This is a genomic window from Streptomyces sp. cmx-18-6, assembly GCF_046548915.1.
Classification (GTDB): domain Bacteria; phylum Actinomycetota; class Actinomycetes; order Streptomycetales; family Streptomycetaceae; genus Streptomyces.
On sequence record NZ_JAEBEP010000019.1, the window covers coordinates 1 to 26,837 of the forward strand.

General features: G+C 72.9%; 26 protein-coding genes and 1 pseudogene. 8 read left to right on the top strand and 19 right to left on the bottom strand.

The genetic code is table 11. The annotated features are described in order from the left end of the window. Positions 1-122: 122 nt before the first annotated feature. The 11 genes and pseudogenes from ACLJPL_RS31175 to ACLJPL_RS31225 form a co-directional block, all read right to left on the bottom strand. The gene (locus ACLJPL_RS31175; protein WP_411084308.1) at positions 123-512 is read right to left on the bottom strand and encodes a hypothetical protein; all 390 of its coding nucleotides are present in this window, start codon (positions 510-512) and stop codon (positions 123-125) included. A 16-nt stretch (positions 513-528) separates the two neighbouring features. After that, a complete protein-coding gene (locus tag ACLJPL_RS31180) occupies positions 529-972 on the bottom strand; it encodes a hypothetical protein (RefSeq protein WP_411084309.1) in 444 nt (147 codons plus the stop codon). A 92-nt stretch (positions 973-1,064) separates the two neighbouring features. Next, on the bottom strand, positions 1,065-2,426 hold the full coding sequence (locus tag ACLJPL_RS31185) for a methyltransferase domain-containing protein (RefSeq protein ID WP_411084310.1): 1,362 nt from the start codon (positions 2,424-2,426) through the stop codon (positions 1,065-1,067). 88 nt (positions 2,427-2,514) lie between these two features. After that, positions 2,515-3,369 (bottom strand): MvdC/MvdD family ATP grasp protein, encoded by an 855-nt coding sequence (locus ACLJPL_RS31190; RefSeq protein WP_411084311.1) that lies wholly within the window; start codon positions 3,367-3,369, stop codon positions 2,515-2,517. 1 nt (position 3,370) lies between these two features. Continuing rightward, entirely contained in the window at positions 3,371-3,598 is a 228-nt protein-coding gene (gene tgmA, locus ACLJPL_RS31195; protein WP_411084312.1) for a putative ATP-grasp-modified RiPP, read from the bottom strand. A 145-nt stretch (positions 3,599-3,743) separates the two neighbouring features. Continuing rightward, positions 3,744-4,229, bottom strand: coding sequence for a hypothetical protein (locus ACLJPL_RS31200; protein ID WP_411084313.1), 486 nt, complete (start codon positions 4,227-4,229; stop codon positions 3,744-3,746). Then, positions 4,226-4,492, bottom strand: a complete 267-nt coding sequence (locus tag ACLJPL_RS31205) for a hypothetical protein (protein ID WP_411084314.1) — start codon at positions 4,490-4,492, stop codon at positions 4,226-4,228. The genes ACLJPL_RS31200 and ACLJPL_RS31205 overlap by 4 nt, the downstream gene beginning before the upstream one ends. After that, positions 4,489-4,713 (bottom strand): hypothetical protein, encoded by a 225-nt coding sequence (locus ACLJPL_RS31210; RefSeq protein ID WP_411084315.1) that lies wholly within the window; start codon positions 4,711-4,713, stop codon positions 4,489-4,491. Before ACLJPL_RS31210 ends, ACLJPL_RS31205 begins: the two co-directional genes overlap by 4 nt. 231 nt (positions 4,714-4,944) lie before the next feature. Beyond that, positions 4,945-6,117 carry a helix-turn-helix domain-containing protein gene (locus ACLJPL_RS31215; RefSeq protein WP_411084316.1) on the bottom strand — a complete coding sequence of 391 codons (1,173 nt, stop codon included), beginning with the start codon at positions 6,115-6,117 and terminating at the stop codon, positions 4,945-4,947. A 358-nt stretch (positions 6,118-6,475) separates the two neighbouring features. Next, positions 6,476-6,723: pseudogene (locus ACLJPL_RS31220) on the bottom strand (recombinase family protein); the annotation flags it as partial. A 177-nt stretch (positions 6,724-6,900) separates the two neighbouring features. After that, positions 6,901-7,884 (bottom strand): hypothetical protein, encoded by a 984-nt coding sequence (locus ACLJPL_RS31225; RefSeq protein ID WP_411084408.1) that lies wholly within the window; start codon positions 7,882-7,884, stop codon positions 6,901-6,903. 289 nt (positions 7,885-8,173) lie between these two features. Here ACLJPL_RS31225 and ACLJPL_RS31230 point away from each other — a divergent pair, with 289 nt between their 5' ends. The 3 genes from ACLJPL_RS31230 to dapD all read left to right on the top strand — a co-directional run bounded on the left by ACLJPL_RS31230 (position 8,174) and on the right by dapD (position 10,186). Next, positions 8,174-8,500 (top strand): DMT family transporter, encoded by a 327-nt coding sequence (locus ACLJPL_RS31230; RefSeq protein WP_411084317.1) that lies wholly within the window; start codon positions 8,174-8,176, stop codon positions 8,498-8,500. Then, positions 8,500-9,117, top strand: a complete 618-nt coding sequence (locus tag ACLJPL_RS31235; protein WP_411084318.1) for a TetR/AcrR family transcriptional regulator — start codon at positions 8,500-8,502, stop codon at positions 9,115-9,117. Before ACLJPL_RS31230 ends, ACLJPL_RS31235 begins: the two co-directional genes overlap by 1 nt. A gap of 70 nt (positions 9,118-9,187) precedes the next feature. Next, on the top strand, positions 9,188-10,186 hold the full coding sequence (gene dapD, locus ACLJPL_RS31240) for a 2,3,4,5-tetrahydropyridine-2,6-dicarboxylate N-succinyltransferase (RefSeq protein ID WP_411084319.1): 999 nt from the start codon (positions 9,188-9,190) through the stop codon (positions 10,184-10,186). A gap of 161 nt (positions 10,187-10,347) precedes the next feature. Here the strand turns inward: dapD and ACLJPL_RS31245 are convergent, their stop codons facing one another. Continuing rightward, positions 10,348-11,238, bottom strand: coding sequence for a 4-hydroxy-tetrahydrodipicolinate synthase family protein (locus ACLJPL_RS31245; protein WP_411084320.1), 891 nt, complete (start codon positions 11,236-11,238; stop codon positions 10,348-10,350). A 201-nt stretch (positions 11,239-11,439) separates the two neighbouring features. Here ACLJPL_RS31245 and ACLJPL_RS31250 point away from each other — a divergent pair, with 201 nt between their 5' ends. Next, complete coding sequence (locus ACLJPL_RS31250; RefSeq protein WP_411084321.1) at positions 11,440-12,123, top strand: DUF4232 domain-containing protein; 684 nt, start codon at positions 11,440-11,442, stop codon at positions 12,121-12,123. A gap of 47 nt (positions 12,124-12,170) precedes the next feature. On the opposite strand, the gene ACLJPL_RS31255 is transcribed toward ACLJPL_RS31250, so the two are convergent. Beyond that, complete coding sequence (locus tag ACLJPL_RS31255) at positions 12,171-12,941, bottom strand: phosphodiesterase (protein ID WP_411084322.1); 771 nt, start codon at positions 12,939-12,941, stop codon at positions 12,171-12,173. Positions 12,942-13,114: 173 nt separating this feature from the next. Between ACLJPL_RS31255 and ACLJPL_RS31260 the strand changes: the two genes are divergently transcribed. Both ACLJPL_RS31260 and ACLJPL_RS31265 read left to right on the top strand, forming a co-directional pair. Further along, on the top strand, positions 13,115-13,828 hold the full coding sequence (locus ACLJPL_RS31260) for an antibiotic biosynthesis monooxygenase (protein WP_411084323.1): 714 nt from the start codon (positions 13,115-13,117) through the stop codon (positions 13,826-13,828). Between the two features lie 201 nt (positions 13,829-14,029). After that, positions 14,030-15,541 (top strand): hypothetical protein, encoded by a 1,512-nt coding sequence (locus tag ACLJPL_RS31265; protein WP_411084324.1) that lies wholly within the window; start codon positions 14,030-14,032, stop codon positions 15,539-15,541. A 55-nt stretch (positions 15,542-15,596) separates the two neighbouring features. Here the strand turns inward: ACLJPL_RS31265 and ACLJPL_RS31270 are convergent, their stop codons facing one another. Then, positions 15,597-18,005, bottom strand: a complete 2,409-nt coding sequence (locus ACLJPL_RS31270; protein ID WP_411084325.1) for a protein kinase domain-containing protein — start codon at positions 18,003-18,005, stop codon at positions 15,597-15,599. Then, a complete protein-coding gene (locus tag ACLJPL_RS31275; RefSeq protein ID WP_411084326.1) occupies positions 18,002-20,392 on the bottom strand; it encodes a protein kinase domain-containing protein in 2,391 nt (796 codons plus the stop codon). The genes ACLJPL_RS31270 and ACLJPL_RS31275 overlap by 4 nt, the downstream gene beginning before the upstream one ends. 472 nt (positions 20,393-20,864) lie before the next feature. On the opposite strand from ACLJPL_RS31275, the gene ACLJPL_RS31280 reads away from it, so the two are divergent. Together ACLJPL_RS31280 and ACLJPL_RS31285 are read left to right on the top strand one after the other, a co-directional pair. Next, a complete protein-coding gene (locus ACLJPL_RS31280) occupies positions 20,865-22,496 on the top strand; it encodes a TROVE domain-containing protein (protein WP_411084327.1) in 1,632 nt (543 codons plus the stop codon). An 85-nt stretch (positions 22,497-22,581) separates the two neighbouring features. After that, complete coding sequence (locus ACLJPL_RS31285) at positions 22,582-22,812, top strand: hypothetical protein (protein ID WP_003969918.1); 231 nt, start codon at positions 22,582-22,584, stop codon at positions 22,810-22,812. Between the two features lie 129 nt (positions 22,813-22,941). Here ACLJPL_RS31285 and ACLJPL_RS31290 read toward each other — a convergent pair whose 3' ends face one another. From ACLJPL_RS31290 to ACLJPL_RS31305, 4 genes are all read right to left on the bottom strand, one after another. Then, positions 22,942-24,150 carry a TerD family protein gene (locus ACLJPL_RS31290; RefSeq protein WP_411084328.1) on the bottom strand — a complete coding sequence of 403 codons (1,209 nt, stop codon included), beginning with the start codon at positions 24,148-24,150 and terminating at the stop codon, positions 22,942-22,944. Between the two features lie 154 nt (positions 24,151-24,304). Further along, positions 24,305-24,526 (bottom strand): hypothetical protein, encoded by a 222-nt coding sequence (locus ACLJPL_RS31295; RefSeq protein WP_411084329.1) that lies wholly within the window; start codon positions 24,524-24,526, stop codon positions 24,305-24,307. 47 nt (positions 24,527-24,573) lie between these two features. Next, complete coding sequence (locus ACLJPL_RS31300) at positions 24,574-25,785, bottom strand: MFS transporter (RefSeq protein WP_411084330.1); 1,212 nt, start codon at positions 25,783-25,785, stop codon at positions 24,574-24,576. A 106-nt stretch (positions 25,786-25,891) separates the two neighbouring features. Continuing rightward, positions 25,892-26,803, bottom strand: a complete 912-nt coding sequence (locus ACLJPL_RS31305; RefSeq protein WP_411084331.1) for a LysR family transcriptional regulator — start codon at positions 26,801-26,803, stop codon at positions 25,892-25,894. Between the last annotated feature and the right edge of the window lie 34 nt (positions 26,804-26,837).

Genomic DNA, 26,837 nt, shown 5'->3' on the forward strand with positions numbered 1-26,837 from the left:
CCGGGCATTACGGTGGGACACGAGGGCCTCCGTCCGGTGAAGATTCGACACCTCCACCACACACGGGGGCCCTCGTCATGATCAAGCCCCACCAGCGTTAACAACGCTCGTGATCAATACACCTAGCCCCCGTCGTCTTCGTTGTACTCGGGGAACAAGTGCGGGTGGTTCCTCGCCAACTCGCGCGAGATGGCCTCTTTGGTGGGGTCAGTGACCTCCCACCCGTGGGCGGCGGGGTGGTCCGCGAACAGCCCGCACGCGTTCTCTTCGTCGGCCGTGACCCCGGGGCACCGGTCCAGGGACGTGATGCGTACTCCCCTGTCGTCCCACCTTGCCCAGACTGCGCCACCGGGGCCCGCGTCCTCGTCCCAAAGCATGGTTGCGTGGTCGCCGTCGTGCTTCTCGCCGAGTTCGCAAAGGGCGTGCCCGGCCCGTAGTTCTCGGACTACGGCTAGCAGGGTGATGATGTGAGCCGGGGCTGTCGTCAGCATGATGCCGGTGCACTGGTCCATCGGTCGGTGCGCCTCTTCACTCGTCGCCGTCGTCGGGGTCGTCCTCGATGAGCTGTTGCGCCTCGCGCCGTGCCCGTTCGGCCAGCAACTCACCTAGCGGGTCAGCTACTTGGAAGCTGTGGGCGCGAGGTTGGTGCTCGTCGAAGAATCCGCACCGGCGCACGGTGCCCTCATCGAAATTGCGCAGGGAGGCGGGGCACATCCGCAGGACCGCGAACCGGTAGACGCGGTGCGCAGCAGTCCCCGCCCACAGGAACCACAGGTCCCGGGAACCCCGCGTTTCAGCGGTCCACAGGTGCGCGGCGTGCTCGGTCTCTTCGTCGTGCTCGCCCAGCACGCACAACAAGAAGTTGTTGGCTGCCAGGAGGTCTTCCGGATCGTCCGGGCCGCCTCGCATATCGACAAGAGCAACCAGCGCTTCGCCCTGCGGGATTTCGGTAACGGCGGTGCATTGCAGCACGTTGGTATGGATCTCTTCCGTGTGTGTGTCGGGGCAGTGCGAAGCCCCGCCCATGCGCTTCGGGGGCAGCACTCGGGCGGGGCTCGCTTCCCTCACCGCGCATGGCACCGCGCGGCACCCCTGAAAGGCCCTTTGGCCTCGCGGGGAGGACCGGGGCGGGAGCCTGAACACGTCAGCTCAGACGGGACACGTCCTGTCCCTACTCGGGGCTTGTCCGGTCGGGAGTGCCACGGTCCGGCACGGTGAGCTGTCGGACGGTCATCCCGTCCGCCGTACCAAGGTCCGGTTTTGGCGTTGTCAGATCGGGAAGCGCCATGTGTCGTCCGGGGACAGCAGGTGGCTGCCCTCGGGCGAGAGTTCCGCGCGCATCGTGTGGAGAGAGAACCTGTTCTTCTCCTCCCACTTGATGCGGACGCGTTCCAGGTCATCCCAGAGCCGGCGGGGGCCCCCTGGTGGACCAGGGGCGAAGTTCCGTCCTCGGCGCGGGCCCATGAGCCGTCCGTGGCGAGCAGCCACACCACGCGCCGTCCGTCGTCCGGGTAGGTAGCGGCGCGGGTCTCGACTCCGGGCGTGTCCAGCTCGTACAGCCACCGGAGCGGCCAGTCCTGCCACAGGTCGGGAACCGGCCCGTCCGGGGGCCGTACGTCCTCGCCCTCCCGTACGCGGGCCCTCACGAACACATCGTTCAGCTTCGCCGGGTAGTCCGCTTCCTGCCGGGTCTCCATGAACGTGGCCGGGTCCGGCTGGACGGAGCCCCGCGCGATCCCGTCCGTGCCCATGTCCGCCGTGATCAATAGGGCGGTGTGAGCAATCGTCGTGACCAGCCGTCCGCCAGGACGTAGCGCGCGGAGCCACGACGCGGGGACGGGCCGTACGGAAACGGTCGCCATGATGCGGTCGTACTCGGCGTCCGGAAGTTCCCCGGTCGCGTCGATGGCTTCCAGTCGAGGGGTTCGCCCGAACTCGGCGAGACGCTTACGGGCAGCCTCAACCAAGTACGGGTCCACGTCCACGCTTGTCACGTTCTCGTCGCCGAAGCGGTACGTGAACAGACCGGCGGAGTACCCGGAGCCCGTACCCACGTCGAGCACGCGATGACCGGGCTTCACGTCGAGCCGATGAGCCATGGACACGACGAGCCCCGGAAGGGTGCTGGATGACGTGGGGTCCCCCTTCCCATGCTCGCCCGGGGCCGCGTGGTCGGCATGCCTGGGACCGACGCGGGTTACAAGCGTCTCGTCCGTGTAGGCGGAGTGCAACAGCTCGGCGGAGTCCTCAGACGGGCTCACCAACTCCCACTCCTGCGTGGGGCTGTTCGGGACTCGCTGCCACCAGCGCGGGACGAGCTTGTGACGGGGGGTGTTGCTGACGGCTTCATGCCATCCGGGCGCGTTCGCAGTCACCTTGCCGGCGAGGGCGCGAGCAGCGTTGGTCCATGTGGTTGCTTCGGTCATACGGTCTCTCCTTGTAGTGCGTCGGCCATGGCTGCAACGAGCGGCACCCCGGCTTTGACAGCGAGCCAATGCCACTGACCATTCGGGTTCACCTCGAAGAAGACCCAACGGCCATCTGGGGTGACGGCGAAGTCCAGCGCGCCGAAGAACAGACCGAGTTCGTCCATGAGTCGGCGGACCCCCTTCTCAACCTCGGGGGCAGACTCACCACCTCGTACGTGTGGGACTGGTAGTCGGTCCGCCAGTCGAGCCGTGCGGCCTCGCTGCCCGCGTGGATGGCCACGGGGAACATGCGGTCCCCGATCACGGTCAAGCGCACTTCGTACGCCTTTTCCACGCGCTCTTGGAACAGGTGGGCGGTGCCGCTCACTCCGTCGTCCACTTGGTCAGCACAGACGAGCGCGACCGGAAGGAACTGACGCTTCCCCCCGGGACCGAGCACGCCACCGCCGAGCCCCTTGTAGACAACCGTGTCGTCGCCCATGAACGTGCGGGCGTGCTCGGGGTCGGACGTGATCACGGAACGGGGAACGTCGAGTCCGCAGCGAGCAGCAACGGCGAGTTGAACGGGCTTGTAGTTCGCGGCAGCGTCCCGGGAGGGGTGGTTGATCCAGCGGACCGGCAATGAGCCGAGTACGCCGAGCAGTCCCGAGCGCGCTTCCGACACCGCGAGGGCGCGAGCATGTCCGGGCCAATTACCGGGAGTGCGGAACTCGTTGGGGCGTCGCCACCACACCGACTTGACGGATTCCAGACGGACCGTACGGGAGCCGGCGAGGGGCCCCGTCCAGCCGTCCCCGGTGAGGGAGACGGCCAGACGGGAAGCGGTGGGAAAGTCGGCAGTGTCGAACCTGACGACTTCCTCCCCGCGCTTCACCAGCTCCTCAACCACTGCGTCGGCCGTGAGATCGTTCCGGCCGGTCAGGATGAGGATGGGTCGCATGTCAGTACAGGTCGGTTCCGGAGTCGGAGCCGGGGCCCGAACCGTCCCCGTTGCTGGTTTCGGTCTGCGTCTCGGGCATCTCGGCCGTGATCGCGTGCCACGGGTTGCCCTCGGCGGAGACGTTGAGCTGAAGCCCCTCGCTGTACGTGATGACCGGCGCTTCGTCCGTCGCCGGGGGCGGGGACACCAGGTGCCGGACTCCGAACGGAACGGCCGTTGCAGTGCTCATGCTGTGTACCTCCTGCGTTGTCGGTTCGTCTGTGTGGTGCTGGTGGTGCTCTTACAACCGGTTGGCTGCCGACCGTCACGCAGACAGCCGACCGGAGTAGGCCCGCCCCCTGCCACAGAGCGAGTCATGTGGCGGGGGCGGAATCTCAGAAGGGCCGGACTCCGGAGTCTGCGAGCAGGTAGAGGGGGTATGACAGCTCGGCCATGCGCTGCGTCTGCGGTACGGGTATCGACTGGTGGTCGTCGGCGGGAAGTGTCACCGGCCAGACGGACAGGCTGTACGTACAGTCCGCATCCGGGAACTTCTCGGACAGCGGATGACCGGCCTTGATGTACTCGCGCTCTGCGGGCTCGTCAAACTCGTCTGCCCAGACTCGGAGTTCGGCGGGGCAGTCGGGTACCAACACCGCTTGCGCGCGCATGGACTGATGAACCCACTCGGAACGTTGCGGGTCGGGGTCGAGTCGGTCCGCGATGCGCGCGGCCTCGCCCTGTAACCACCGAAGCGCAAGTTTCGGTGAGATCGTCTGGAAGGTGCCGAGGACGTGCGGGACTGTCTCGCGCGTCCCATACACCGGTCCTTCCGCGCGCACCTCGGCCCAGTAGCCCGCCGGCTCCGATCTGACCGTCATGACGGGCACCCCCGCCACATGACCCACGGGCGGTCAATCAGCTCGGCATAGCTGGTGTGCTCGGGGTGCTCGCGCATGTGGTCGAACGCCCACGCCTGTGGCTCGGTCGGGTCCTCGCTCGCGGGTGACGTTGCGGCGCACTCGGTGTCGTCCTCGGTAAGCGTCAGACACCGGAACGCATAGGTGCTCGGCGGGGCGTCGTCGTCCTGGTCCGGGCGCAGTGTCCAGTCCACGAACGCGAACCGGCGAGCTGTAGTGGTCACAGCACTTCACCCCGGCTGCGGGCGTTCGCGCGGGCGGTTTCGGCGTGCAGGCGCTCGGCGGGCGTCGCGGGGCGTACCCGGTCGGGCTCGGTTTCCCACTCGACCCCGCCGCGCATGGGCCGCAGCGACCAGTAGAAGCAGGCGACCCCGCGGAACTCGCCCACGCGGTCGGCGCGGCTGGTGTCGACCACAAGCGTGCCGATGTCCGGCAGCGCGGTCACTGCGCGTCCCCACCTTCGGACGCTCGCTTCCTAAGCACCCGAGCGGGACGGCGCAAGGGTGCCGGGTACAGGTAGGGCCCGGAGGGCCACGGACCCGACGCGGCGTCAGAGAGCGCGCGTCGGCGTGCACGATCAGCGGGGGTTCGTCGGGGGGCCATGGCATGACGCTAGGACTGCCCCGCCGATGCTGTCTGTGGCACTTCCACTACTCGCGGCGTGGAAGTGCCCTTTCTACAGGGCCAGTTGCAGCGTATCGGCCATGTGGCGCATTTCAGGGGTGAGGGTACGTCGCCCCTCGACCACCGTACGGAGCACGTCGCGCGCTGGTGATTGGTTGGGGAACCACTCGGGCGAGGATGCTTGCACAGCGGACAGCTTGCCGAAAGCATCGTTGTACTGCCCGAGTCGTGAGTATGCGCCTGCCACCGACAAGCCATGACGGGCCCGCACGCTTGCCGAGGGAAGCACTGCGGATCGGGACTTGGTGAGTGGTCCCGCGAGACGTAGGGCGCGGTCAGGCTCGTCCCGAACCAACGCATCCTCGACGGTCTTCATGCGGACCGAGATAGGGCCGAACGTGCGCATCTGCTCATGCGTCGGGCGGACTTCCCTCCCGAGCGCAGTAGCCGCACTGGAAGCGAACTTCAGGGCGTCCGTGGCGACGCCGGGCTGATTGTTGCGGATAGCAGCGGCCGAGACGTTCAGTAGCAGCAGCCCCCACGCTCCAAGTTCGTCGGGAGTGGCCCGACTGATACGCGGTTCCAACTCGTCAGCCCAGTGCGAGGCAGTCTGTAGCGCCTCATCCAAGCGCCCCTGCCGCATAAGTAGCCAGCACAGTGTGTTGACGGTTGCGGCAGTGACCATACGGTCTGATGCGTCGTCCATAGCGCGACGCAGCACAATCTCAGCAAGATCAAATTGCCGGGTGTGTGTCAGGGCTCCGGCGACGAGTTGCAGGACACGCAGCCGCTCGGCGCGCCCTTCGCTCTCCAGAGCCTCGGCGTCCTTGATCAGACTCGGCAGTATCGCCGCAAGCTCTGTGAAGCGGTGGGCCCGGTAATAGGGAACGGCCGCTGTCACGGCTTCCGCTACTCCGTGGCGGGTCGGGGCTTCTTCGTCCTCACCAGTAGCGTGCGGCCGGATCAGTGCCGCGCGCACGGGGCTCCACAGTTCGGGCGTCCCGGGCACGGGACCATCCTCGGAGGGTTCGGTCACCAGGGACATGGTGGGGACTCGGAGCACCAGGGCGAGAGACCGCAGCGTCTCCATTCGTGCCCGGCCCCGTTCCCCCTGCTCCAGCTTCCGAATGGTGGAAAGGGAGACACCTGACGATTCAGCCAACTCGGTTTGCGTCAGTCCGCTTAGTTTGCGGGCCTGCTTGACTTTCTTCCCGACGTCAGTCATAAGGCCAGGGTACGGCCACGCCGCCCGCTGCGTCCCGGAGCGCGAAAACGGAAAAGCCCCGCCACACCCCGGGTTGGGAGCATGGCGGGGCGGTAGGCCAGGCAGCGAGTCCGAAGTCACGGAACGCGCGTACGGCGGGCAGCGAGGGCGGGCCCAGTTCGGGGCACCGGTCGGTGAGGTAGACACTCCACGCACCACGACGGCCCTTGATTGCGTGACGGCTCACGCCGTACCGGGCGGTGATGGGGTGGCGGACGAGCACTTCGGCGAGCCGCACGGTTTCGGTCCACGCTTCGTCTCGGTTCTCGCGGCCGAGGGGAAACGTACGGGCGGGGGCACTCATGCGACCAGCTCCAGCGAGTTCCGGACGGTCGAACGGGGCAATCCTGCTCGCGGACACGTCAAGGTCCACGGCTTCACGGAGCTGGTCACCCTACCGAAGGTGATGCCGAGTTCGGCCGCAATCTTGTCGTCGGCCTCGCGCTGCCGCTCGGGGCTGGTTGTCTCGTCGGTCAAGACAGACAGACGTACGCACCGCACACCCCGGAGGGTTCGCGTTTCGAACGCCGTGCCCGCGAGAGGGCTCGTTGGGTGTGCAGTCGTCATGCTCTCTGTAGAGAGCGACGAGTTCCCATTACCAGGCTTGACCAGCGTCGATGCGACCACAACAACACTCCAGAACGTCTAGTTCCTTGTGTTGGGTGTGACCCCGAGGGCAACGAGTTCTGCGTGCTGCGCCCGAAGCGGACGCTGACCGACTGAGCCCGCGAGCCCTCCGCGGCTCTACGCGTGGGCGGGCGGCGGTGAGCCGTACTGCGGCGGCTGCGTCCGGTCAGCCGCCTCCGCCAGGACCGGGCCCAGGTTCTCCGCGCGGATGCGCCGGTCCACGTACAGCAGTCCGATCACCAGTGGCGGGAAGACCGCCGAAAAGACGTAGCTCACCAGGTGGCTGAGCAGCGCCAGCACGAGGATCCCGCCGAACAGGACGGCGATCTCCCCGTTGGTCGGCTCAGCGTCCATGTTCGGGGTGTCCAGCACGCCGGGCAGCATCCCGATCATCTGGAACACCATCTGCACCAGGTAGCCGGCCACGCCCGCTATCGCGTAGGCGAGCAGCGAGATGCCGAAGATCCGCCACCAGTTGTCGCGCACCAGCTGCGCCGAGCGGCGCAGGGCCGCGACCGGGCCCTGTCCCTCGAAGACCACGATCGTCGGGGCCAGGGAGAACTTCGTCCAGAGCCAGAGCGCCAACGGGCCGAGGGCCAGCCAGCCCAGGAGGCCGACCCACACCAGCGGCAGGAAACCGCCCTCGTCGCCCAGGGTGAGCACGTAGACCATGAACGCGAGGAAGGCGGTCACGATGAACAGCAGGGGGACGGCGATGATCAGCCCCACCAGGAACACCGTGCCGATCATGGCCCAGACGCGGGACCAGGCACGGCTCCAGACGGCGGCGAAGCGAAGCGGACGGCCCAGGACGGCTTCCTGGAGGATCACCGGGACCGCCGCCTGCATGACGGCCGACGCCAGCAGGTAGACGAGGACGCCGACGGCCATCAGCACGCCGAGCGCGATCCCCAGGGGGACCAGCTGCTCCTCGGCCGGGGTGCCGGGATCCGTCAGCGCGTCCCAGTCGGTCTCGATCGCGGAGATCGCGACGAGCACCGCGGCGGCCATCACGGCGGTCGCCGCGCCGAAGAGCGCCAGGACCATGCCGGTCAGCGGCTTCCAGTAGCGCCCGATCGTCGAGAAGGCGCCGGTGAGCATGTCCCCGAGCCCCAGCGGGCCCAGCGGTATCACCCCCGGCTTGGGCGGCGTCCAGCCGCCGTGCCAGCCGCCCGGCCCCGGCGCGCCTCCGTAGAGGGACCCCCCGCCGTGAGGCGCGCCCCCGTACGGGCCGCCGCCCCACCCTGCATCCTGCGCCACTGCGTCTCCGTCATGTCGTCGGCCCGTGGCTGTGCCGCCGGGCCGTTGTCGTCGGTCGGGACACCGTAGCGCCCCCGACGTGAGCCGATGATATGTACAGCTGTACGCATCGATGCGTACACTCGTACACATGGGATACGCATACGGACTGCTCGCCGCCGCGATCGCGGCGGAGGTGGCCGGGACGACGGCCATGAAGTACAGCGAGGGCTTCACCCGCCTCTGGCCCTCGATCGGCACGGCGGTGGGCTATCTCATCGCCTTCACCCTGCTCGCGCAGACCCTCAAGACGCTCTCCGTGGGCACCGCGTACGCGATCTGGGCCGGTGTGGGCACGGCGGCCGTCGCCCTCATCGGCATCCTGTTCCTGGGGGAGTCCGGCAGCCTCGTCAAGATCGCGGGCGTCGCCCTGATCGTCGCCGGAGTCGTCGTGCTCAACCTGGGAGGGGCCCACTGATGGCCCGGCGGTACGACCCCGAGCGGCGGACGCGGATCATCGACGCGGCGCTGAGCGTGATCGCGGCCGAGGGCATAGCCGGGCTGAGCCACCGCACCGTGGCCGCCGAGGCCGATGTGCCGCTCGGCTCGACCACGTACCACTTCGGCTCGCTGGACGAACTGCTGATCGCCGCCCTGCGCCGGTCCAACGAGAACTTCGCCCGGACCCTGCGCGACAGCGACGCCTTCGCCGTGCCCGCTCCCGGCCAAGGGGGCGGGGCGGGCACCGGCGGGCTGCCCGGGGCCGACCTCGCCGGGGAGCTGACCCGGGTGCTGGAGGAGTGGTTCGCGGGTGAGCGGGGCGCGATCGAGCTGGAGTACGAGCTGTACCTCGCGGCCCTGCGCCGCCCGGCCCTGCGCCCCGTCGCCGCCGAGTGGACCGAGGCGGCGGTGGAGGTGCTGTCCCGGCGCACCGACCCGGCCACCGCGCGCGCCCTCGTCGCGCTGATGGACGGCGTCTGCCTCCAGGTGCTGCTGACCGGCTCCGCGTTCGACGCCGCGTACACCCGCGAGATGCTGGCCCGGGTCGTCGACGGCCGGGCGGGGGCGGGCCCGGCGGGCGGGGCGGCCGACTGACGGGCCGGGCGGGGGCCGGAGGCTGAGACCGGTTGGCCCGGGCGGGCTCCGGCCGGTTAGGTTTCTGTCCATGACCGACACGACTTCCCAGGCCACTTCCCGTACCACCGGCGCCGTCGCCGCCGGCCTCGCCACCGTCGCCGGTGACGGCACCGTCCTCGACACCTGGTTCCCCGCCCCCGAGCTCAAGCCCGAGCCCGGCCCGGCCGGTACGCAGCGGCTCACTCCGGACGAGGCTGTCAACCGGCTCGGCGAGGGCGCGGCCAAGGCCATCGGCGTGGACGCCCGGCGCGGCGTCGAGGTCGTCGCCGTCTCCACGGTCATCTCCTCCCTCGACGACAAGCCGCTCGACGCGCACGACGCGTACCTGCGCCTGCACCTGCTCTCGCACCGGCTCGTCCAGCCGCACGGCCAGAACCTCGACGGCCTCTTCGGGCTGCTCGCCAACGTCGCCTGGACCTCGCTCGGCCCGGTCGCCGTCGACGACGTGGAGCGGGTCCGGCTCAACGCCCGCGCCGAGGGGCTGCACCTCCAGGTGACCTCGGTCGACAAGTTCCCGCGGATGACGGACTACGTCGCCCCCAAGGGCGTGCGCATCGCGGACGCCGACCGGGTCCGCCTCGGCGCGCACCTCGCCGCCGGGACCACCGTCATGCACGAGGGCTTCGTCAACTTCAACGCGGGCACCCTCGGCACCTCCATGGTCGAGGGCCGCATCTCCGCGGGCGTCGTCGTGGGCGACGGCTCCGACATCGGCGGCGGCGCGTCCACCATGGGCACCCTCTCCGGCGGCGGCAACGTGCGCATCGTCATCGGTGAGCGCTGCCTGGTCGGCGCGGAGGCCGGGGTCGGGATCGCGCTCGGCGACGAGTGCGTCGTGGAGGCCGGGCTGTACGTCACGGCCGGCACCCGCGTCACGCTGCCGGACGGCCAGGTCGTCAAGGCCCGTGAGCTCTCCGGCGCGTCCAACATCCTCTTCCGCCGCAACTCGGTCACCGGCACCGTCGAGGCCCGTCCGAACAACGCGGTGTGGGGCGGGCTGAACGACGTCCTGCACGCCCACAACTAGGGTGTGTCCGGCGGATCAGGACCGGATGGGCCGCGGCGTCCGGTGCGGTGCGTCGCAAGGCGCTGGAACGTCCTCGTCGCGGAGCGATTCGGGCGTCTCGGCAACGCCGCGAGGTGCCGTGCCGGGCGTCGCGGACCCGGTCAAGATCCGCCGGACACGCCCTAGTCCAGGCCGCCGAGGAGGAGCTCCTCGTACGCCGCGCGCAGCCCGTCGACCGCCCCGCGGCCGGCGGGCTGCAGCGGTTCGCGGACCGGGCCCGCGTCCAGCAGGGCCTTCGCGGTGACCGTGCCGGGCAGCCCGCTCGCCATCATCAGCTCGGCGAGGCGGACCGTCAGCCCGTTGAGCCGGGCCGCCTCACCGGTGCGCCCCGCGTCGAACGCGTCCAGCGGCGCCCGCATCTGGCGCGGGGCCACGTTGGCGACGGTGCTGACATAGCCCGCGCCGCCCAGCGCGTACAGCGGGAGGTTCAGCTCCTCGCAGCCGGAGTAGTACGCCAGCGAGGTCCGCGCCAGCACCTTCGTCGAACCGAGCAGGTCGTACGCGCAGTCCTTCACCGCGACGATCCGCGGGTGGTCCGCCAGTCGCAGCAGGGTGGCCGGCTCGATCCGGACGCCGGTGCGGCCGGGGATGTCGTACAGCATCAGCGGTACGCCGGTGGCCTCCGCGATCCGCAGGAAGTAGGTCTCCACGGCGGCCTGCGGGGGGCGACTGTAGTACGGCGGCACCGTCAACAGGCCGTCCGCGCCCGCCTCTTCGGCCTCCCGCGCGAGGCGCACCGCGTGCGCGGTGTCCGCGCTGCCGACGCCGGAGAGCAGCGGCACCCCGTCGCCCACCTCCGCGCGGACCGCCCGCAGCAGGTCCGACTTCTCCGCGTCCGACGTGGTGGGGGACTCCCCGGTGGTGCCGTTGAGCACCAGCCCGTCGCAGCCCTCGGCCACCAGGCGGGCGGCGTGGGCGCGCGCGGCGTCGAGGTCCAGCGCCCCGGCGGGGGTGAACGGCGTGATCATGGCGCAGAGCGTGCGGCCGAAGGGGCGCGGTGCGGTGGTGGTCATGTCGGCAGTCTCGGTCGCGGGACCGTGAAGGTCCACTTAGATCTGCTTGCGAGGATGGGGAAGGGTTGCTGAACAGTGGTGGTGGGAGGGCGGCTTCTCGTCCGTTCCCCGATCGCTCTCCCGTCGTCCCCCGGACGCCGTCTGGCATGATCGAACGCGCGGACGAGATGCGGCCGGGGGCTGCGGCGAGGGGCGGGGCGTATGGGTGAGCGGGTGCGGGGCCGGCTGCGGATCCGGAGACCTGCCTCGGCGGCGGTCCTGCTGACGGCGGCGGCCATGGCCCTGACCGGCTGCGCGGGCTTCCTCGTCCCGGCCGGCGAGGGCGAGGCCCGCCCCACCCCGTCCGTTTCCGCGCAACGCCCCGGAGCGCACGCCGACACGCCGCCCCCGACGCCCGGCGCGGCCCCGTCGTCGATCATCGACGTACCGGCCCCGGAGCCGGAGCCCGAGCCCACGCCCACCGGGGACTGCCCCGCGTCCGGGGCCATGGTGGACATGGGGCAGGTGCAGGCCGCGATGATGCACCGGGCGGTCGTGCTGACCCTCACCAACTGCGGCGCCGAGCCCTACCGGGTCGACGGCTACCCCTCGGTCCAGGCGCTCGGCGAGGACGGCGAACGCCTGCCCGTGAAGGTCAACCCGGCCGGCTCGTACTTCGGCCAGGACGAGGGCCCCAGGTCGTTCGTCCTGAAGCCCGGCGGCACCGCGAGGTCGACCCTCGCCTGGGTCTCCACCCAGGAGGGCGGCGAACTCGTCATGGCCGACGCCCTGGAGCTGGCCGCCGCCCCCGACGCCGGAGCGCGGGTCTTCCCACTGGAAGGGCACGACGTCCGGTACATGGACGAGTTGAACATGACGGCCTGGCGGCCCGACCCGCCGCGCTGAACCGGGCGTGCCCGCCGCGCCGAGCCGGTCGGCCGCGTGCGTTCCCGTCAGCCGCCCACCGGCACGGTGTGGGTGACCCAGGCCGCGCCGGGCGGGCCGTCCGGCAGCGTGTGCAGCAGGAACGACACGGGCTCGTCGACGTACCCCGGCACGCCCTCCCGCAGCGCCAGCCCGCTCTGCCGGTAGGTGCTCGGGGCCAGGGCCGCCAGGCTGCCCGCGAAGGCCGCCGTGACCGAGCGGTGGACATGGCCCGCCAGCACCCGTACGACCCGGGGGTGCGCGGCGACCACCTCGGCCAGCGCGGGGGCGTCCGCCAGGCCCATCGCGTCCAGGAACGGGATGCCGACCGGAACCGGCGGATGGTGCAGACAGACGACGGCCGGTACGTCGGTACGCCGGCCGAGGGCGTCGTCGAGACGGGCCAGCTGCCCGGGGCCCAGGCGGCCGCCCGGCGCACCGGGCACCTTCGAGTCCAGGACGGCGACCGTGAGTCCCGGGTGCTCCACCGCGTACGACGTCGTCGCGCCGCCGCCGAGCGCCGGGGTGCCGCCGAAGGCTTCCACGAGCGCCCGGGGCGCGTCATGGTTGCCCGCCACCAGGTGCAGGGGCAGGGGAAAGGACCCGATCAGCTCGCCCAGCGCCGCGTACTCACCGGGCTCCCCGCGCTCGGTGAGGTCGCCGGTGATCACGACGCAGTCCGGCCGGGGGTCCAGGGCGAGCACCCGGCGCAGGGCGTCGCGCAGCCCGGCCGCCGGGGCGTCGGCCGAGGGGCCGGTGGTGAGGTGGGGGTCGCTCAGGTGGGCTACGGAGACGGTCATGCTCCTGCCCCTTCCCCGGGCGCCGGCCGGGCGCACCCGGTCTCGCCGTGGGCGAACGGGCGGCCGGGACGCGGGCGGGTGCGGCGAACCGCCCTTGACCTCAAGCGAACTTGAGGCGTGAAGGTGTGACTACGCCGCACCGACCGGTGCGGGGGGAGAAGGGGAGAGCCACCATGACCGTGCAGTTCACCGATCGCCCGGACCCGGCCCGTGCCGACGCCGGGATCGCCAAGGTCAGCACCTGGGACGTCGGCACCCCCGAACGGCAGCGGCAGGCCGTCGACGCCGTCCGGAAGGCGTGGGAGAGCCGTGAGTGGCCGAGCCCCGGGCCGCTCTCGTACACCGTCCACGTCGGGGAGGACGGCAGGACGCTGCTGCATTACTCCCAGTGGACCGGGGAGCAGGCATTCCAGGACTTCGTCCGGGAGGAGCGCGAGGCCCGCGACGCCGAGATCGACGCCGCCGTCCCCGGTATCGAGCGCAGCGCGCCGCACACGTACGAGCTGTACCGCTCGGGGTTCCAGACCGAGGGCGACACCCGTGAGCCGGGGTCCGTCGTGATCGTCGACGTGGAGTTCGACGGACCCGACCCGGCGCGGCAACGGGACTGGGTGGACACGGTGTTCGAGGCGCTCGCCGAGGAAGGGGCGACGCCTCCGGGCGGGATCGCCGCGCACTTCCACGTGGGGACCGAGGGGGACCGGGTCCTCAACTACGCCGAGTGGGAGAGCGCCCAGCACCACATCGACGCCCTCACCGCCCCCGGCGAGGGGATCGGGTCGCCCTCGCCGCTGTGGGAACGCGTCCAGAAGTACCCGGGCATGACCGGCGGCGGCGTGAACCGCTACACGCCCGCCCTCAGCATGGAGCCGGGCGGGGCCGCGTAGGGAGGGGTGGGGGCGTGCGTACGGCGGGGGCGTGCGCGGCAACTGGGCCGCGGCGCACATGAGTCGACCATGGACCTTCGGTGAACGGCGGCCGTCCGTCGCCCGAAGCGGGTGGCATGCGGCGAATTGCGTCTAGGCTTGAGCGGCTGAACCGCGTACGCACCTCGTACTCCCCCGAGCCCGCACCGAGGAGAACCCCCGATGTCCGCAGAGCGCCCCATCCTGCCGCCGGTGCGGCTGCCCTCCGAGGCCGAGCTGGCGCGGGACGCGCTCGCCGCACCGCTGTTCGTCCGCGCGGTCCGGCTCGCCCGCTGGGCGGGGCCCGGCACCCGGGTCGGGGTCGGCGGCGAGCTCGTCGAGGCCCAGTTGCCCGCTGCCGCCGAGCACCTCGGCCTGACGGCGGACGAGGACGGCGCCGCGTACGCCAGCGAGGCATGGCGGCTCGCGGTGGACACCGGGCTCCTGGACGTCACGGACCCGGAGGAGGGGGAGCTCGCGGACGGTGAGGACGCCTCGGACGCCTCGGACGGTCCGGGCGCCGAGGGCACTGTCACGGTGGGCGAGAACCTGGCGCTGCTCACCGGCGGCTCCCCGCAGGACGTGCTGGGGATCTGGCTCGACGGCCTGGACGCCGTGCACGCCGACGCCACCGCTCCCGTCCTCGACGACTTCGCCGACCTGGTCGGCGAGGACGGCTCGATCGACTTCGACGCCCTGGACTGGGACCCGGAGGCGGAGGCGGAGTTCCTCGACGGCGTGCTCGGCAACCTCTACCTGCTCACCCTCGCGGACAGCGGCGCGGGCGACGGACCGGTGCCGCTGCCCGCCCTCGCCGCCTCGATGATCGTCCCCGACGACATGGGCGAGCCCACCGACGACATCCTGGAGCAGGTCTCCGAGGCGATGATGCGCCTGGACGACCAGTTCCGGGTCCTCGAACCCATCGGGATCGTCGAATACCGGCCGGTGGACGAGGCGTTGATGGTCGAGGACGGGGACGGGAGCGACGCCGGGCTGCCCGACTCCGCCGACGAGGACGACGTCACCCGGTACGGCCTGGTCAGGCTCACGCCGCTGGGCCTGTACGGCGTGCGGGCCCGGATGCTGGAGGCCGGGGTGGAGGCCCCCGCGGTCGGCGACCTCGCGGACAAGGGCGCCGACGCCCTCCTCGACGGCATCGCGTACTACCCGGAGGCCGCCGCCCGCGCCGAGATCCAGCTCTGGCTCGCCGGGCGCGGGACCGAGGGGGTCGTCGCCGCGGCGGCCGAGCTGCTGGCGGCGGCGCGCGGCACGGACGAGGGCGCGCCGCTGCGCCGGCTCCACTGTCAGCAGGCGCTGGCGCTGGCCGGGGAGCAGGCCGAACCCGCCGTACGCGCGGTCCTGGACGACCGGGAACTCGGCGGTCTGGCCCGGGTCTGGCTCGCGGAGCGCGGCGCGGCCGACGTACCGGCCCCGTCCGAGGCGATGATCTTCTGGCTGGCCATCGACACCATCGCCGCCCAACTGGACGCGGACGGCGAACTCGACGAGCTCCAGGGCCTGATCGAAGGGCTCTCCGCCCAGCACAGCGGCTTCTTCGACGAGGTCTGGCGGGTCGACCACCCGGCCACCGCCGAGGTGCTGGAGGCCATGGGCCGGCTGCACACCGACAAGAAGGCCGCCAAGGAGGCCCGAAAGGCCGCGTTCAAGGCGCGGTCGCGCGCGGGGAGTTGAGGGGGCGGGGTCCCGGGTCCGCGGCGGGCTGAGGCCCCAGGCCCGGCGGCTCCCCTCAGGGCGCGGCGGCGGGGTGGTTGTACGCCCGTACCGTCGCCGTGCCGATGCGGGCGTACCAGCCGGAGGCGTCCGCCGCCAGGTCGCGGATGTCCGCCACCGCCCAACTGCCCTGTCCCGTGCCCCGGTTCAGGTCCAGGGCGCGGCAGGTCTCGCCGGTCGCCGCGTACACCGTCCGCCCGGCCGCGACCGGCGGCACCTGGGCGACCCCGTCCAGCCGGGCCGCCCAGCGCTCCTCGCCGCTGCCGAGGTCCAGGGCCCGCAGTTCCCCGGCCCGCGCCCAGTGCAGCAGTGCGCCGCCCGCCGTCACCGGGGCCCGGCCGCCGCCCGTGACGGCGGGCCAGCTGGTGTCCAGGCCCACCGTCCCGGCCGACCAGAGCAGCGCGCCGGTGGCCGGGGCATAGGCGTGCACCCGGCCTCCGGTGGCCAGCAGCACCGTGGACCCGACGGCGGCCAGCGCGCTGGAACCCGCGCTCGCCCCGCCCTTGAGCGTCGCGGCGGCGAGGCGGCCGCCGTCCGGGGCCCGGACGAAGTGCAGTGCGCCCTGGGTGGAGAACAGCGCGAAGCAGTCCGCCCCCGGGACTCCGGCGAGCGCCGCCACCGGCCCCTCGAAGCCCTCGTACGTCCAACGGATCCGGCCGCTGACCGCGTCGACGCACCGGATGGACGAGCCGTCCTCGTCGGCGAGCAGCACCGCCCGGCCCAGCACGGCGGGCGGCCGGGCGCCCGAGACGTCCTCGGTCCAGCGCTCGGCCCCGGTGGCCAGGTCGACGGCTCGCAGGACCGGCGGGCCGGAGTCCGCCTCGTAACCGGAGATCAGCACCCCGTCCGCGACGGAGAACCAGAGCGGTACGCCCGGCTTCTCCGGGGTGCCGTGCGGTTCGCCCGTCGCCAGGTCGACCGCGTCCAGCCCCAGATCCCCCGCCGCCAGCACCGAACCGGACACCCCCCACCGCGTGGGTACGGTCTCGGCCGCGCCGGTCGTCCACCGCCGCCCGGCGTCGCGGAGGCCGCGCGCGCTCACGTACCCGCGACTGCCGCCGATGCGCGAGACGTCGACCGCGCCGACCCCGTGCACCAGCAGGGCGCTCCTGGTCAGCCGCAGCGCGTCGACGGTGGAACCGGTGTCGGCGGGCGTCAGGGTCCAGCGCACGGCCCCCTGCCGGGTGCTGCCCCCTCGCACGGTCAGCGGGTCCGGCGCTTCGTCGTTCCCCTTTCCGCCGTCGTCCTTGCCGCTGCGGTGGAACGCGTACCCGACGAGTGACGCGAGCCCGCCGCCCCCGGCCAGCAGCAGCCCGCGCCGGGTGAGGTCCGCACGCCGCCGCGCGGAGGGCGGCGGGGGTGGCGGGGGAGGGGACGGCAGCGTACGGGTTCGGGGCGCGGTCCTCCGTACGGTCGCGGCCATGGCGTCCCTGCCCTCCGCCGCGCCCGGAACGTTCCGGTCGGCCTCCCGGCCGTCCGCCGCGTCCGGAGCGTCCCGGTCGGCCTCCCCGCCGTCCGCCGCGTCCGCCGCCTCGCCCAGCACCAGCGAGCGCAGCGGTTCCGTGCGCCACCACAGCGGCGCGCCCGGATCCGCCGTGGCCTCCAGCACCGCGTCCACCGCGGGCCGCCGCCCGGGATCCTTCGCCAGGCAGGCGGCGGCGATCTCACGGGCTTCTTCCGGTACGCCGGTGAGGTCCGGGTCCTCGTGGACGGCCCGGTAGAGCAGCACCGCCGCCGTCGCCGAGCCGAAGGGGCTTTGCCCGGTCGCCGCGAACACCAGCACCGCGCCCAGCGCGAACACGTCGGCGGCCCCGGTGACCGGCGCCGGGGCGTCCGGAGACTCCGGGCCCCCGGTGACGATGGCCCCGGTGATCTGTTCCGGCGCGATGAACCCGGGCGTGCCGATCACGTCGCCCGCCCCGGTCAGCCCGTGGTCGCTGATCGCGCGGGCGATCCCGAAGTCGATGACCCGCGGCCCGTCCGCGGTGATCAGCACGTTGGACGGCTTGAGGTCGCGGTGGACGAGCCCCGCGCCGTGGATGTCCGCCAGCGCCTCGGCGAGCGCCGCGCCCAGGGACCGTACGGCGGACGGCTCCAGCGGCCCGGTCGCCGCCACCGCGTGCCGCAGCGTCACGCCCGGCAGATAGGCGGTGGCCAGCCACGGCCGGGCCGACTCCGGGTCGGCGTCCAGCACCGCCGCCGTGTGCGCCCCGGTCACCGCGCGGGCGGCGGCGGCCTCACGGCGGAAGCGCTCACGGAAGTGCGGGTCGGCGGCCAGGTGCTCATGGACCGTCTTGACCGCGACGGTCAGCCCGCCGGGCGTCCGGCCCAGATAGACCGTGCCCATGCCGCCCGCCCCGAGCCGCCCCAACAGCCTTACGGAACCCAGCCGTTCGGGGTCGCCGGGGAGCAGGGGGCCGGTCATGAGGCATCCGGGCCGGTGAAGGTCTGCACGGTTCCGCCGGCGTAGACATGGAGGAGGCCGTCGCCCGCGGCGGCGCTGATCGGGCCCGTCGCCTCGACGGGTGCGGACCACAGCGGGCGGCCCCGGACGGCGTCCAGGGCGTGCACGCCCCAGACCGCTCCTTCGCCGGCCTTCGCCCCCGGGCCGGGCTCCGGCCCGGTCGCGTACAGGACGCCGGCGGCCACCGGCGAAGGCCCGTCCCCGTCGCCGCCGGACAGCCGCCCGACGTCCGTGCGGCTCCAGCGGGTCCGGCCGCTCCGCGCGTCCAGCGCTTCGACCCGGCCCGGCGTCGCGGCGTGGACCAGGCCCCCGGCCGCCGTGGGCGTCACCGCGGGGGCGCCGTCGAGCGTCCGGCGCCAAGCGCTGCGCCGGGTCGCCAGGTCGAGCGCGACGATCCTGCCGCCCGTCGCGTAGTACCGGGTGCCTCTGGAGCCGGGGTGGGCCTGCGGGTACGGGCCGCCGCCGGGTATCTCCGGCTCCGGCTCCGGCCCCGCGCCGGAGGTCCGCAGCACGAAGAGGGGCTTCTCGGCGGGTGCGCCGGAGCGCGTCGGCGGGGCGAGCGCGACGGCCAGCCGCCCGCCCGCCGCGTGGACGCCGGTCACCGCCGCCCGCGTCCCCTCGTGGAACCAGAGGGCCTTTCCCGTACGGGAGTCGAAGCCGTACGCCCGCCAGGGGCGGTCACCCAGGGAGCGCTTCGCCCACTGCGAGGCGTCGGAGGCGTACGAGACCAGAACGGCCAGCGCCCCGTCGACCGCGAGGTACCCCGACTGGCCGTCCGGAGCGGTGGACCCGGCGGCGCGGATCGGCCGGACCGGTACGGCCTTCCAGCGCCGGTTGCCCGTACGGGAGTCGAGCGCGATGAGCTCCGGCGTGAAGAGGAGCCCGGAGCGCAGGACGAACACCAGATCGCCCCGGGGCTCGACGGCGGTGACCTGCCGCGCCGGATACCGCCAGCGCACCGCGCCCGTCGCCGCGTCGAGCGCGGTCACCGCCGCCGCGTCGGCGACGAGGAGCGCGCTCGCGTGGCGCAGCACCGCGGCGGTGTGGCCGGGCTCGCCCGTGGCCCGGGTCCACAGCAGGCGGCCCCGGGGCCGGCGGGTCTTCGGCGGTGGAGCGGCCGCGGGCCCGGTCGGGTCGTCCTTCTCGGTGAGGCCGAGCAGGGTCGCCCCGGCGACCCCCGCCCCGGCCACGAGCACGGCCCCGCCGAACGCGAGCAGCCGCCGCCTGGCCGGGCCCCGGCGGGGGAGACCGTCGTACGGGAGGGGGGCCTGGGGTGCGGTGGCGGTGCGGGTGGCGGTCTGGGGGGTGGCTTCGGCGGTGGGCGGGGCCTCGGCGGGGCGGGTGGCTTCGGCGGTGGGTGTCGCGGGGCGCGCGGCTTCGGCGGTGCGCGGGGCCTCGGTGGTGGGCGGTGCGGGACGCGAGGGGCCGGCGGTGGGCGTTGCCGGGCGCGGGAGGCCGGTAGTGGGCATCGCCTCCACCAGCGCCGCCACCCGCTCCTCGTGTCGCCGGATGAGACCGGCCGCCGGCTCCCGCTCCCACCACGCCCCCTCCGCCGGGAACCGCTCCGAACACCAGCGCAGCACCTCGGCCACCGTGGGCCGCGCCGCCGGGTCGGCCGCCAGGCAGGAGGCGAGGAACGCACGCCACTGGGGCGTCGGCGCGCCGTCCAGGTCGGCCTCTCCCCGCACCGTCCGGTACAGCACCTGGTGCGCGGGCCCCGAACCGAACGGGGCCCGGCCCGTCGTCAGCCGGGCCAGCAGTGCCGCGAGGGCGAACACGTCGGCGGCGGGGGAGGGTTCGACGTCCGCCGTCAGCAGTTCCGGGGCGATGAACCCGGGCGAACCGATCACCTCCCCGGTGGCCGTCAGGGTCTCGTCGGCGGCCCGCCGGGCGATGCCGAAGTCCAGGACCTTCGGGCCGCCCCGGGTGAGCACCACGTTCGACGGCTTCAGATCGCGGTGGACCAGCCCGGCCCGGTGGATGCTCGCCAGCGCCTCCGCGAGCGCCGCCCCCAGCGCGGCCGGCGGTCCCGCCCCGAGCGGGCCGAGCGCGTCGGCGGCCTCCGCGAGGGTGGGCCCGGCGCAGAACTCGGTCGCCAGCCACGGCCGTACGGCATCGGGGTCCGCGTCCAGCACCGCGGCGGTGAACGGCCCGGCGACGGCCCGCGCGGCGAGCGTCTCGCGCCGGAACCGCTCCCGGAACTGTGGTTCGGCGGCCAGGTGTTCATGGACGGTCTTCACCGCTGCCAGCCGGCCCGAGGCCGTCCGGGCCAGGTGGACCCGGCCCATGCCGCCCTCGCCGAGCAGCGCCACGAGGCGGAACTCCGCGACCCGCTCCCCGCCGTCCATTCCCGTCCCCCCTGTGATCCCGTCCGTCCCCTCCCGCCCCCTGCCCCGACCGGTCCGGGCCGGTATGCGATCGCGCGGGTGGCCGCCCGTGCCGTCCGGCGGGCGATCATCCGGGCCATTCTGTGCGACGCCCGTACGACCCGGTGCGGTTGCGCCCAGAAAAACTTTCGCACATCGGAAAGCTGTTCCCTAAGGTCATGGGCATGCACCTCCCGGTGCGCATGCGGCGGCTACTTCTTTCCCCGAAATATGCCGCAGCAGCTTTTGATCTCGGGAGGCGCGAGCGCCGGGGTGCCCGGTGCGCGGACGACGGATACTTCCTGGATCTGGTGGTTGCGGGTTCGAGCCCCGTCCGGCTCCGGCCGGTAACTCAATTGGATAGAGCATCAGACTGTTCTCCGTCGTCGACTCCCGATCTCGGGCACCCCGTTCCGCCGCCGCGCCCTCCCCCAGGAATTCGGGGGAATTTCGCATGGCTCGCTTCAACTACCGCATCACCCGGTCGTCCCGTTCCGCCCCGCCGCCGGTCATCGCCGCGCCGCCCGCGTCCGCCGCGCCGGGGCCCGGCTCGCCCGTCGCCACGGTCCCCGGCGCGCTGGCGGCCAACCACCGGGGCGGCGCCGGACGCGTCCGCGACGCCCGCTCCGAGCTCTTCCTGCTCGCCGTCGCCAACTTCGTCACGCAGGACACCTTCTACGAGGACGGCGAGGAGCGCGACAACCGGTTCGCCGCGCTCGTGCGCCGGCTCGCCGTCGAGGACCCCGCCTGGACCGCGGGGCTGCTCCACTGGCTGCGCCGCGACGGGCAGCTGAGGACCGCCTCGCTGGTCGGCGGCGCGGAGTACGTGAAGGCGCGGCTGGACGCGGGCTGCACCGAGGGCCCGACGAACCGGCAGGTCATCGACTCCGTACTGCTGCGCGCCGACGAGCCGGGCGAACTCCTCGGCTACTGGACCTCCCGCTACGGCCGCGCCCTGCCCAAGCCCCTCAAGCGGGGCCTCGCCGACGCCGTACGCCGTCTCTACACCGGCCGGGCGCTGCTGAAGTACGACACCGCGTCCAAGGGGTTCCGCTTCGGCGACGTCCTCAACCTGGTGCACGCGGCGCCCGACCCCGCCAACCCCTGGCAGGGCGAGCTCTTCCGGTACGCCCTGGACCGCAGGCACCGGCCGAAGACCGCCGTGCCGCCCGCCGGCGACCGCACCCTGACCGCCCACCGGGCGCTCATGGAGCTGCCGGTCACCGAGCGTCGCGCGGTCGTCACCGGGCCCGGCGGGGCCGAGCGGCTGGCGGAGGCCGGTATGACCTGGGAGTCGCTGGCGGGCTGGCTCCAGGGGCCGATGGACGCGGAGGCGTGGGAGGCGGTCATCCCCTCGATGGGCACGATGGCGCTCGTACGCAACCTCCGGAACTTCGACGAGGCCGGGGTCGGCGACGAGGTCGCGGCGGAAGCGGCGGCCCGGATCTGCGACCCGGAGGCCGTTGCCGCGTCCCGGCAGTTCCCCTTCCGCTACCTCGCCGCCCACCGGCACGCGCCCTCGCTGCGCTGGGCGTACCCGCTGGAGCAGGCCCTCGGGCACTCCCTGCGCCAGGTCCCCGCCCTGCCCGGCCGCACCCTGGTCCTGGTCGACCGCTCCGGCTCCATGTGGTCGCCGCTCTCCGAGCGCTCGCAGCTGAACCGGGCGGACGCCGCCGCCGTCTTCGGCGCGGCCCTCGCGCTGCGCGCCGAGGACGCGGACCTGGTGGAGTTCGGCACGACCAGCGCGCCGGTGGCGTACCGCAAGGGCGAGTCGGTGCTCAGGGTCCTGGAGCGCTTCGGCGGTCTGGGCGGCACGAATACCGTGCGGGCGGTGGAGCGCCACTACCGCGGCCACGACCGGATGATCATCGTCACCGACGAGCAGGCGGCGTTCACCTACCGTGGCGACGTCACCTGGGGCGTCCCGGACACGGTGCCCGTCTACACCTGGAACCTGGCCGGATACCGCCTCGGCCACGCCCCGTCCGGCAGTGGGAACCGCCACACGTTCGGGGGGCTTTCCGACGCCGCGTTCCGCATGGTTCCCCTGCTGGAGGCGGGAGCAAGCGCTGACTGGCCCTGGTGAGCGAGGGTCACGAATCCGGCACTTCTGGGGCCCGGGCAGGAAACGGGCATGGCGTCGGGCCTTCACAGGGCGCATACTCGACTTAATGAAACAGTCAGCCGGATCCCGGCGTCACCTGCCTTCCAGTCCCTTCAACCGCCCGGCCCAGGAGGCCCCACCGGTCGAATGCTTCGATGTGGGCGACAGGGTGTCGCACGACCAGTTCGGGCTCGGCAGAATCCTTGCTGTCGAGGGCGACAACGACGCAGTCCTCATCGACTTCTCGGGGCGACAGGGGAGGATCCTGAGCCCGTACTCCAAGCTGACCAAGCTCTGAGACGCGAGTCGAGCACGAGCAGCAGCGTCAGCGTCCGTCTTCTCCGGATCCGGGGCGCCTGAAGTGATTCAGGCGCCCCGGATTCCGTTGTGCCCATCGGATGCCGTCGTGGCCCTCGGCCCTCCGCCGCTACAGGGACTTGGCGGCGGGCTTCACCATGCCGCGCACGGTGCGTGACTTCACGAACTCGCCCATGGCCGTCATCTCCCACTCACCGGTGAACTGCTTGATGAGCTTGGCCATCATCACGCCGGTCTGCGGCTCCGCGCCGGTCAGGTCGAAGCGGACCAGCTCCTCCCCGGTGCGCGCGTCGATCAGCCGGCAGTACGCCTTGGCGACCTCGTTGAACTTCTGGCCGGTGAACGAGTTCACCGTGAAGACCAGGCCCGTCGCCTCGGCGGGGATCCGGCCCAGGTCCACGACGATCACCTCGTCGTCGCCCGCGCCCTCGCCCGTGAGGTTGTCGCCGGAGTGCTTGATCGCCCCGTTCAGGATGGAGAGCTTGCCGAAGTAGCAGCTGTCCAGGTGGTTGCGGTTGGGGCCGTAGGCGATGACGGAGGCGTCCAGGTCGATGTCCTTGCCCCGGAACGCGGGCTCCCAGCCGAGGCCCATCTTGACCTGCGAGAGCAGCGGTGCGCCGCCCTTGACCAGGGAGACGGTCTGGTTCTTCTGGAGGCTGACCCGGCCCTTGTCCAGGTTGATCTTCCCGGACGCGGCGGGCGGGGCGGCGGGCGTCGCCGGGGGAGCGGCGGGCGCGGGCGGCGCGATCCGCGGGTCGACCGGAGCGGCCGCCGGAGCCACCGGGGCGGCTGCCGCCGGGACCGGCGGGGCGGCGGGCTCCTCGACCGACACGCCGAAGTCCGTGGCGATGCCGGCCAGCCCGTTCGCATAGCCCTGGCCGACCGCGCGGGCCTTCCAGGCGCCGTTGCGCCGGTAGACCTCGATGACCACGAGCGCCGTCTCGCCGCCCAGCTGGGGCGGGGTGAAGGTGGCGAGCGCGGAGCCGTCGTCGGCGTTGCGCACGGTGGCGGTGGGCTCGACGCCCTGGAAGGTCTGTCCTTCGGCGTCCGGGCTCGCGGTGACGACGATCTTCTCGATGCCCGGCGGCACGGCGGCGGTGTCCACCACGATGGCGTCGGGCGCGGAGCCCCCGCCGGCGCGGTAGGTCACGCCGGGGCCCGAGGGCTGGTTGTAGAAGATGAAGTCGTCGTCGGAGCGCACCTTGCCGTCGGCGGTGAGCAGCAGGCCCGAGACGTCGAGCCGCACCGGAGCGGCGACGTCCACCGCCACACGGGCGGCGGAGAGTGGGATGTTCGAGCCGGGGGTCATTGCGGTCATGCAGGGGGTAACGAACGACCCCGCTTTGCCGTTCCCTTACCTTCGGGGTTCTCTCACCGGTTGCCGCGGGCGTGGTCCCGGACCCTCGGCCCGGCGGCTGCGCGAGGCGGTCCCGGCCTCTCGCCCGGCGGTTGCGCGGGCTGGTCCCGGTCCGTCACCGGCGGTTGCGCGGGTGGTCGCGGGCGGCGCGTTCGTTTCCGTGCTTGTACGCGCCGGTCCACCGCGCCATCACCAACTGGGCGTCCCCCGAGGTCACCTCGGCCAGGAACTTCTCCGCCCGTCCGCCGCGCAGGGTGCCCGCGGGGCGGTCGTGGTGGGTGATGGTGACGCTTCGGTCGCCGTGCTGCTCGTACTGGAATCCGGAAGGTCTGGGCATGGCCGTATCCTGCCCGCCCCCCGGCCCCGACGTCGCCCGGTTTTCCCTCAGCCCGGCGCGCGGCTCCTCCCGCGCCCCGGGCGCGCCCGGCGGGCCAGCGCCCCCGCCGCGCACACCCCCGCCACCCTGCAGACCGCCGACAGCACCCGTACGTCCACCACCGCCACCAGCCCCGCGCCCACCGCCAGGGCCACCGCGTTCGGCGCGGTCAGCAGTGAGCCGACCGTGGCCGAGGTCCGGCCCAGCACCGCGTCCGGGGTCTCCCGCTGCACCGCCGTCATCGTCGCGACCAGCACGCACGGCAGCCCGAACCCGATCGCCGCGCTCGCCGCCAGGGCCACCGCGTCCTGCGGCAGCGCCCGCGCCCCCACCGCCAGCCCGAACAGCGCCATCCCGCCCGCCGCGAACACCCGCTCCGGCAGCCGGCGCAGCAGCGGCCCCGCCAGCAGCCCCACCGCCACCGAACCGGCGCCCTGCACGGCGTACAGCACCCCCGCGTACGCCGGGGTCCGCCCGAGCACATCGTCCACGTACGCGTACGTCACCGCCCCGTTCACCCCGGCCACCAGCATCGTCGCCGCCCCCGCCGCCACCAGCGGGCGCAGTGCGGCCGACGTGCGTACCCGCCGCAGCCCGGCGGCGAGTTCACCGCGCCGCGCCCCCACAGGAGGCCGGGCAGGCTCCCGTACCGGCAGCCGGGCGAAGATCAGGGCCGCCAGCGCGCACGTCGCCGCGTCCAGCAGGGCCACCGCCGGGCCGCCGAACCGTGTGTACAGGCCCGCGCCCGCCAGCGGGGCGACCAGCTTCATGCCCTCGTTCGCCGTCATCCGCAGCCCGTTGAAGTCCGCCAGCAGCCGGGTGTCCACCGCCCGTGCCACGAGGGCCGACTCCGCCGCGTCGAGCAGCACCCCGCCCGCGCCGTACAGCACCAGCACCACGAAGAGCAGCCACACGCTCCCTGCCGGGCCGACCAGCACCAGCGAGGCCAGCAGGCAGGCCAGCGCCAGATTGACCCGGACCAGCAGGGCCCTGCGGGGCAGCCGGTCCGCGAGGGCCCCGAGCGCGGGACCCGCCAGCACCGGGGCCCACATCGCGCACACGGTCAGCGCCGCCAGACTGTTCGAGCCGGTCAGCGACTTGACCCAGATGCCGGCGGTGAGCCACATCGCCGACGTACCGAACCCGGAGACGACCACCCCCGCCAGACACCGCCCGGCCGTCCGGTCCCGCAGGACCCGCCCCACCGCCGAACCGCCCATACCGCCGCCGCCCCCTCCGCCTCACGCCGCACCCCCGCGGCGCCGCTGCGGCTCATGCTCGGGAGTAAGGCGGTCCGGAGGCATCGGGCGGATGCCGTAGAAGCCGCTAGGAGCCGCCCGTACGATGCGCCTCCGCGCGCTCGACGAAGATCCGGTGCAGGTCGCGGGCGGCGCGGGTGACGGAGCCCGAGCGGCTGCGCTGCACCACCAGCAGCACCGTGGTCGAGTCGCCCGCCAGAGGCCGGCAGGTGATCGCGCCGGTGCGCTCCAGCGGGTCCCCGATGACGCTGTAGTCCGGGAGCACGGTGACCCCGAGCCCCTCCGCCACCATCAGCTTGCCCATCTCCGCGCCGTCCGCGGAGTACGAGAACGACGGCGCCCGGCCCTTCAGCAGCCGGTGGGTGAAACGGTGCATCAGATAGCCGGCCCGCATCACGATCAGCGGTTCGCGCAGCAGATCGTCCACCCCGATCGAGGCCAGCGACGCCAGCGGGCTGCCGGGGCGCAGACAGACGACCGGGCGGCCCCGGAGCAGCTCCGTGGTGTGCAGGTCGGGGGCCAGGTCGTCGCCCTCCAGGTAGTTCACCAGGCCGAGGTCGACGCCGCCCTCCAGCAGGGACCGGTGGATCACGGACTGCTGCGCCGCGATCACCTCCACCTCGGTGGCCGAGTGCAGCGCGTGGAACTCCCGGATCGCCGGTACGAGCAGGGGGACCGTCGCCGCGAACACCGTGCCGAGCCGGACCGTACGGCTGGTGCGGTGCTGCTCGTCGGCGGCCCGGCGGAGCCGGTCGACCGCGTCCAGCACCCCGATGATGTGCGGCAGCAGCTCGCGGCCCGCGTCGCTGATCGTGGCCCCCGACCGTTTGCGGTCCAGCACGGTCACGCCGAGCTCGCGCTCCAGATTGCGTACGGTCTCGCTCAACGCGGGCTGGGACAGGTGCAGTTCCTCCGCCGCCCGGCGCAGGGACCCCAGCCGGGTGACGGCCTCGATGTACTCCAGCTGCTCGATGCGCACGCCGGTCCCTCCCTCACCCAGGCCCAGTGGAAGG

What these genes read in the sequence shown, in the direction of transcription:
- ACLJPL_RS31175 (WP_411084308.1), bottom strand. Translation starts at nt 512, where the DNA reads ATGGACCAGTGCACCGGCATCATGCTGACGACAGCCCCGGCTCACATC.
- ACLJPL_RS31185 (WP_411084310.1), bottom strand. Translation starts at nt 2,426, where the DNA reads ATGACCGAAGCAACCACATGGACCAACGCTGCTCGCGCCCTCGCCGGC.
- ACLJPL_RS31190 (WP_411084311.1), bottom strand. Translation starts at nt 3,369, where the DNA reads ATGCGACCCATCCTCATCCTGACCGGCCGGAACGATCTCACGGCCGAC.
- tgmA (WP_411084312.1), bottom strand. Translation starts at nt 3,598, where the DNA reads ATGAGCACTGCAACGGCCGTTCCGTTCGGAGTCCGGCACCTGGTGTCC.
- ACLJPL_RS31200 (WP_411084313.1), bottom strand. Translation starts at nt 4,229, where the DNA reads ATGACGGTCAGATCGGAGCCGGCGGGCTACTGGGCCGAGGTGCGCGCG.
- ACLJPL_RS31215 (WP_411084316.1), bottom strand. Translation starts at nt 6,117, where the DNA reads ATGACTGACGTCGGGAAGAAAGTCAAGCAGGCCCGCAAACTAAGCGGA.
- ACLJPL_RS31225 (WP_411084408.1), bottom strand. Translation starts at nt 7,884, where the DNA reads ATGCTCACCGGCGCCTTCTCGACGATCGGGCGCTACTGGAAGCCGCTG.
- ACLJPL_RS31230 (WP_411084317.1), top strand. Translation starts at nt 8,174, where the DNA reads ATGGGATACGCATACGGACTGCTCGCCGCCGCGATCGCGGCGGAGGTG.
- ACLJPL_RS31235 (WP_411084318.1), top strand. Translation starts at nt 8,500, where the DNA reads ATGGCCCGGCGGTACGACCCCGAGCGGCGGACGCGGATCATCGACGCG.
- dapD (WP_411084319.1), top strand. Translation starts at nt 9,188, where the DNA reads ATGACCGACACGACTTCCCAGGCCACTTCCCGTACCACCGGCGCCGTC.
- ACLJPL_RS31245 (WP_411084320.1), bottom strand. Translation starts at nt 11,238, where the DNA reads ATGACCACCACCGCACCGCGCCCCTTCGGCCGCACGCTCTGCGCCATG.
- ACLJPL_RS31250 (WP_411084321.1), top strand. Translation starts at nt 11,440, where the DNA reads ATGGGTGAGCGGGTGCGGGGCCGGCTGCGGATCCGGAGACCTGCCTCG.
- ACLJPL_RS31255 (WP_411084322.1), bottom strand. Translation starts at nt 12,941, where the DNA reads ATGACCGTCTCCGTAGCCCACCTGAGCGACCCCCACCTCACCACCGGC.
- ACLJPL_RS31260 (WP_411084323.1), top strand. Translation starts at nt 13,115, where the DNA reads ATGACCGTGCAGTTCACCGATCGCCCGGACCCGGCCCGTGCCGACGCC.
- ACLJPL_RS31265 (WP_411084324.1), top strand. Translation starts at nt 14,030, where the DNA reads ATGTCCGCAGAGCGCCCCATCCTGCCGCCGGTGCGGCTGCCCTCCGAG.
- ACLJPL_RS31270 (WP_411084325.1), bottom strand. Translation starts at nt 18,005, where the DNA reads ATGACCGGCCCCCTGCTCCCCGGCGACCCCGAACGGCTGGGTTCCGTA.
- ACLJPL_RS31275 (WP_411084326.1), bottom strand. Translation starts at nt 20,392, where the DNA reads ATGGACGGCGGGGAGCGGGTCGCGGAGTTCCGCCTCGTGGCGCTGCTC.
- ACLJPL_RS31280 (WP_411084327.1), top strand. Translation starts at nt 20,865, where the DNA reads ATGGCTCGCTTCAACTACCGCATCACCCGGTCGTCCCGTTCCGCCCCG.
- ACLJPL_RS31285 (WP_003969918.1), top strand. Translation starts at nt 22,582, where the DNA reads ATGAAACAGTCAGCCGGATCCCGGCGTCACCTGCCTTCCAGTCCCTTC.
- ACLJPL_RS31290 (WP_411084328.1), bottom strand. Translation starts at nt 24,150, where the DNA reads ATGACCGCAATGACCCCCGGCTCGAACATCCCACTCTCCGCCGCCCGT.
- ACLJPL_RS31295 (WP_411084329.1), bottom strand. Translation starts at nt 24,526, where the DNA reads ATGCCCAGACCTTCCGGATTCCAGTACGAGCAGCACGGCGACCGAAGC.
- ACLJPL_RS31300 (WP_411084330.1), bottom strand. Translation starts at nt 25,785, where the DNA reads ATGGGCGGTTCGGCGGTGGGGCGGGTCCTGCGGGACCGGACGGCCGGG.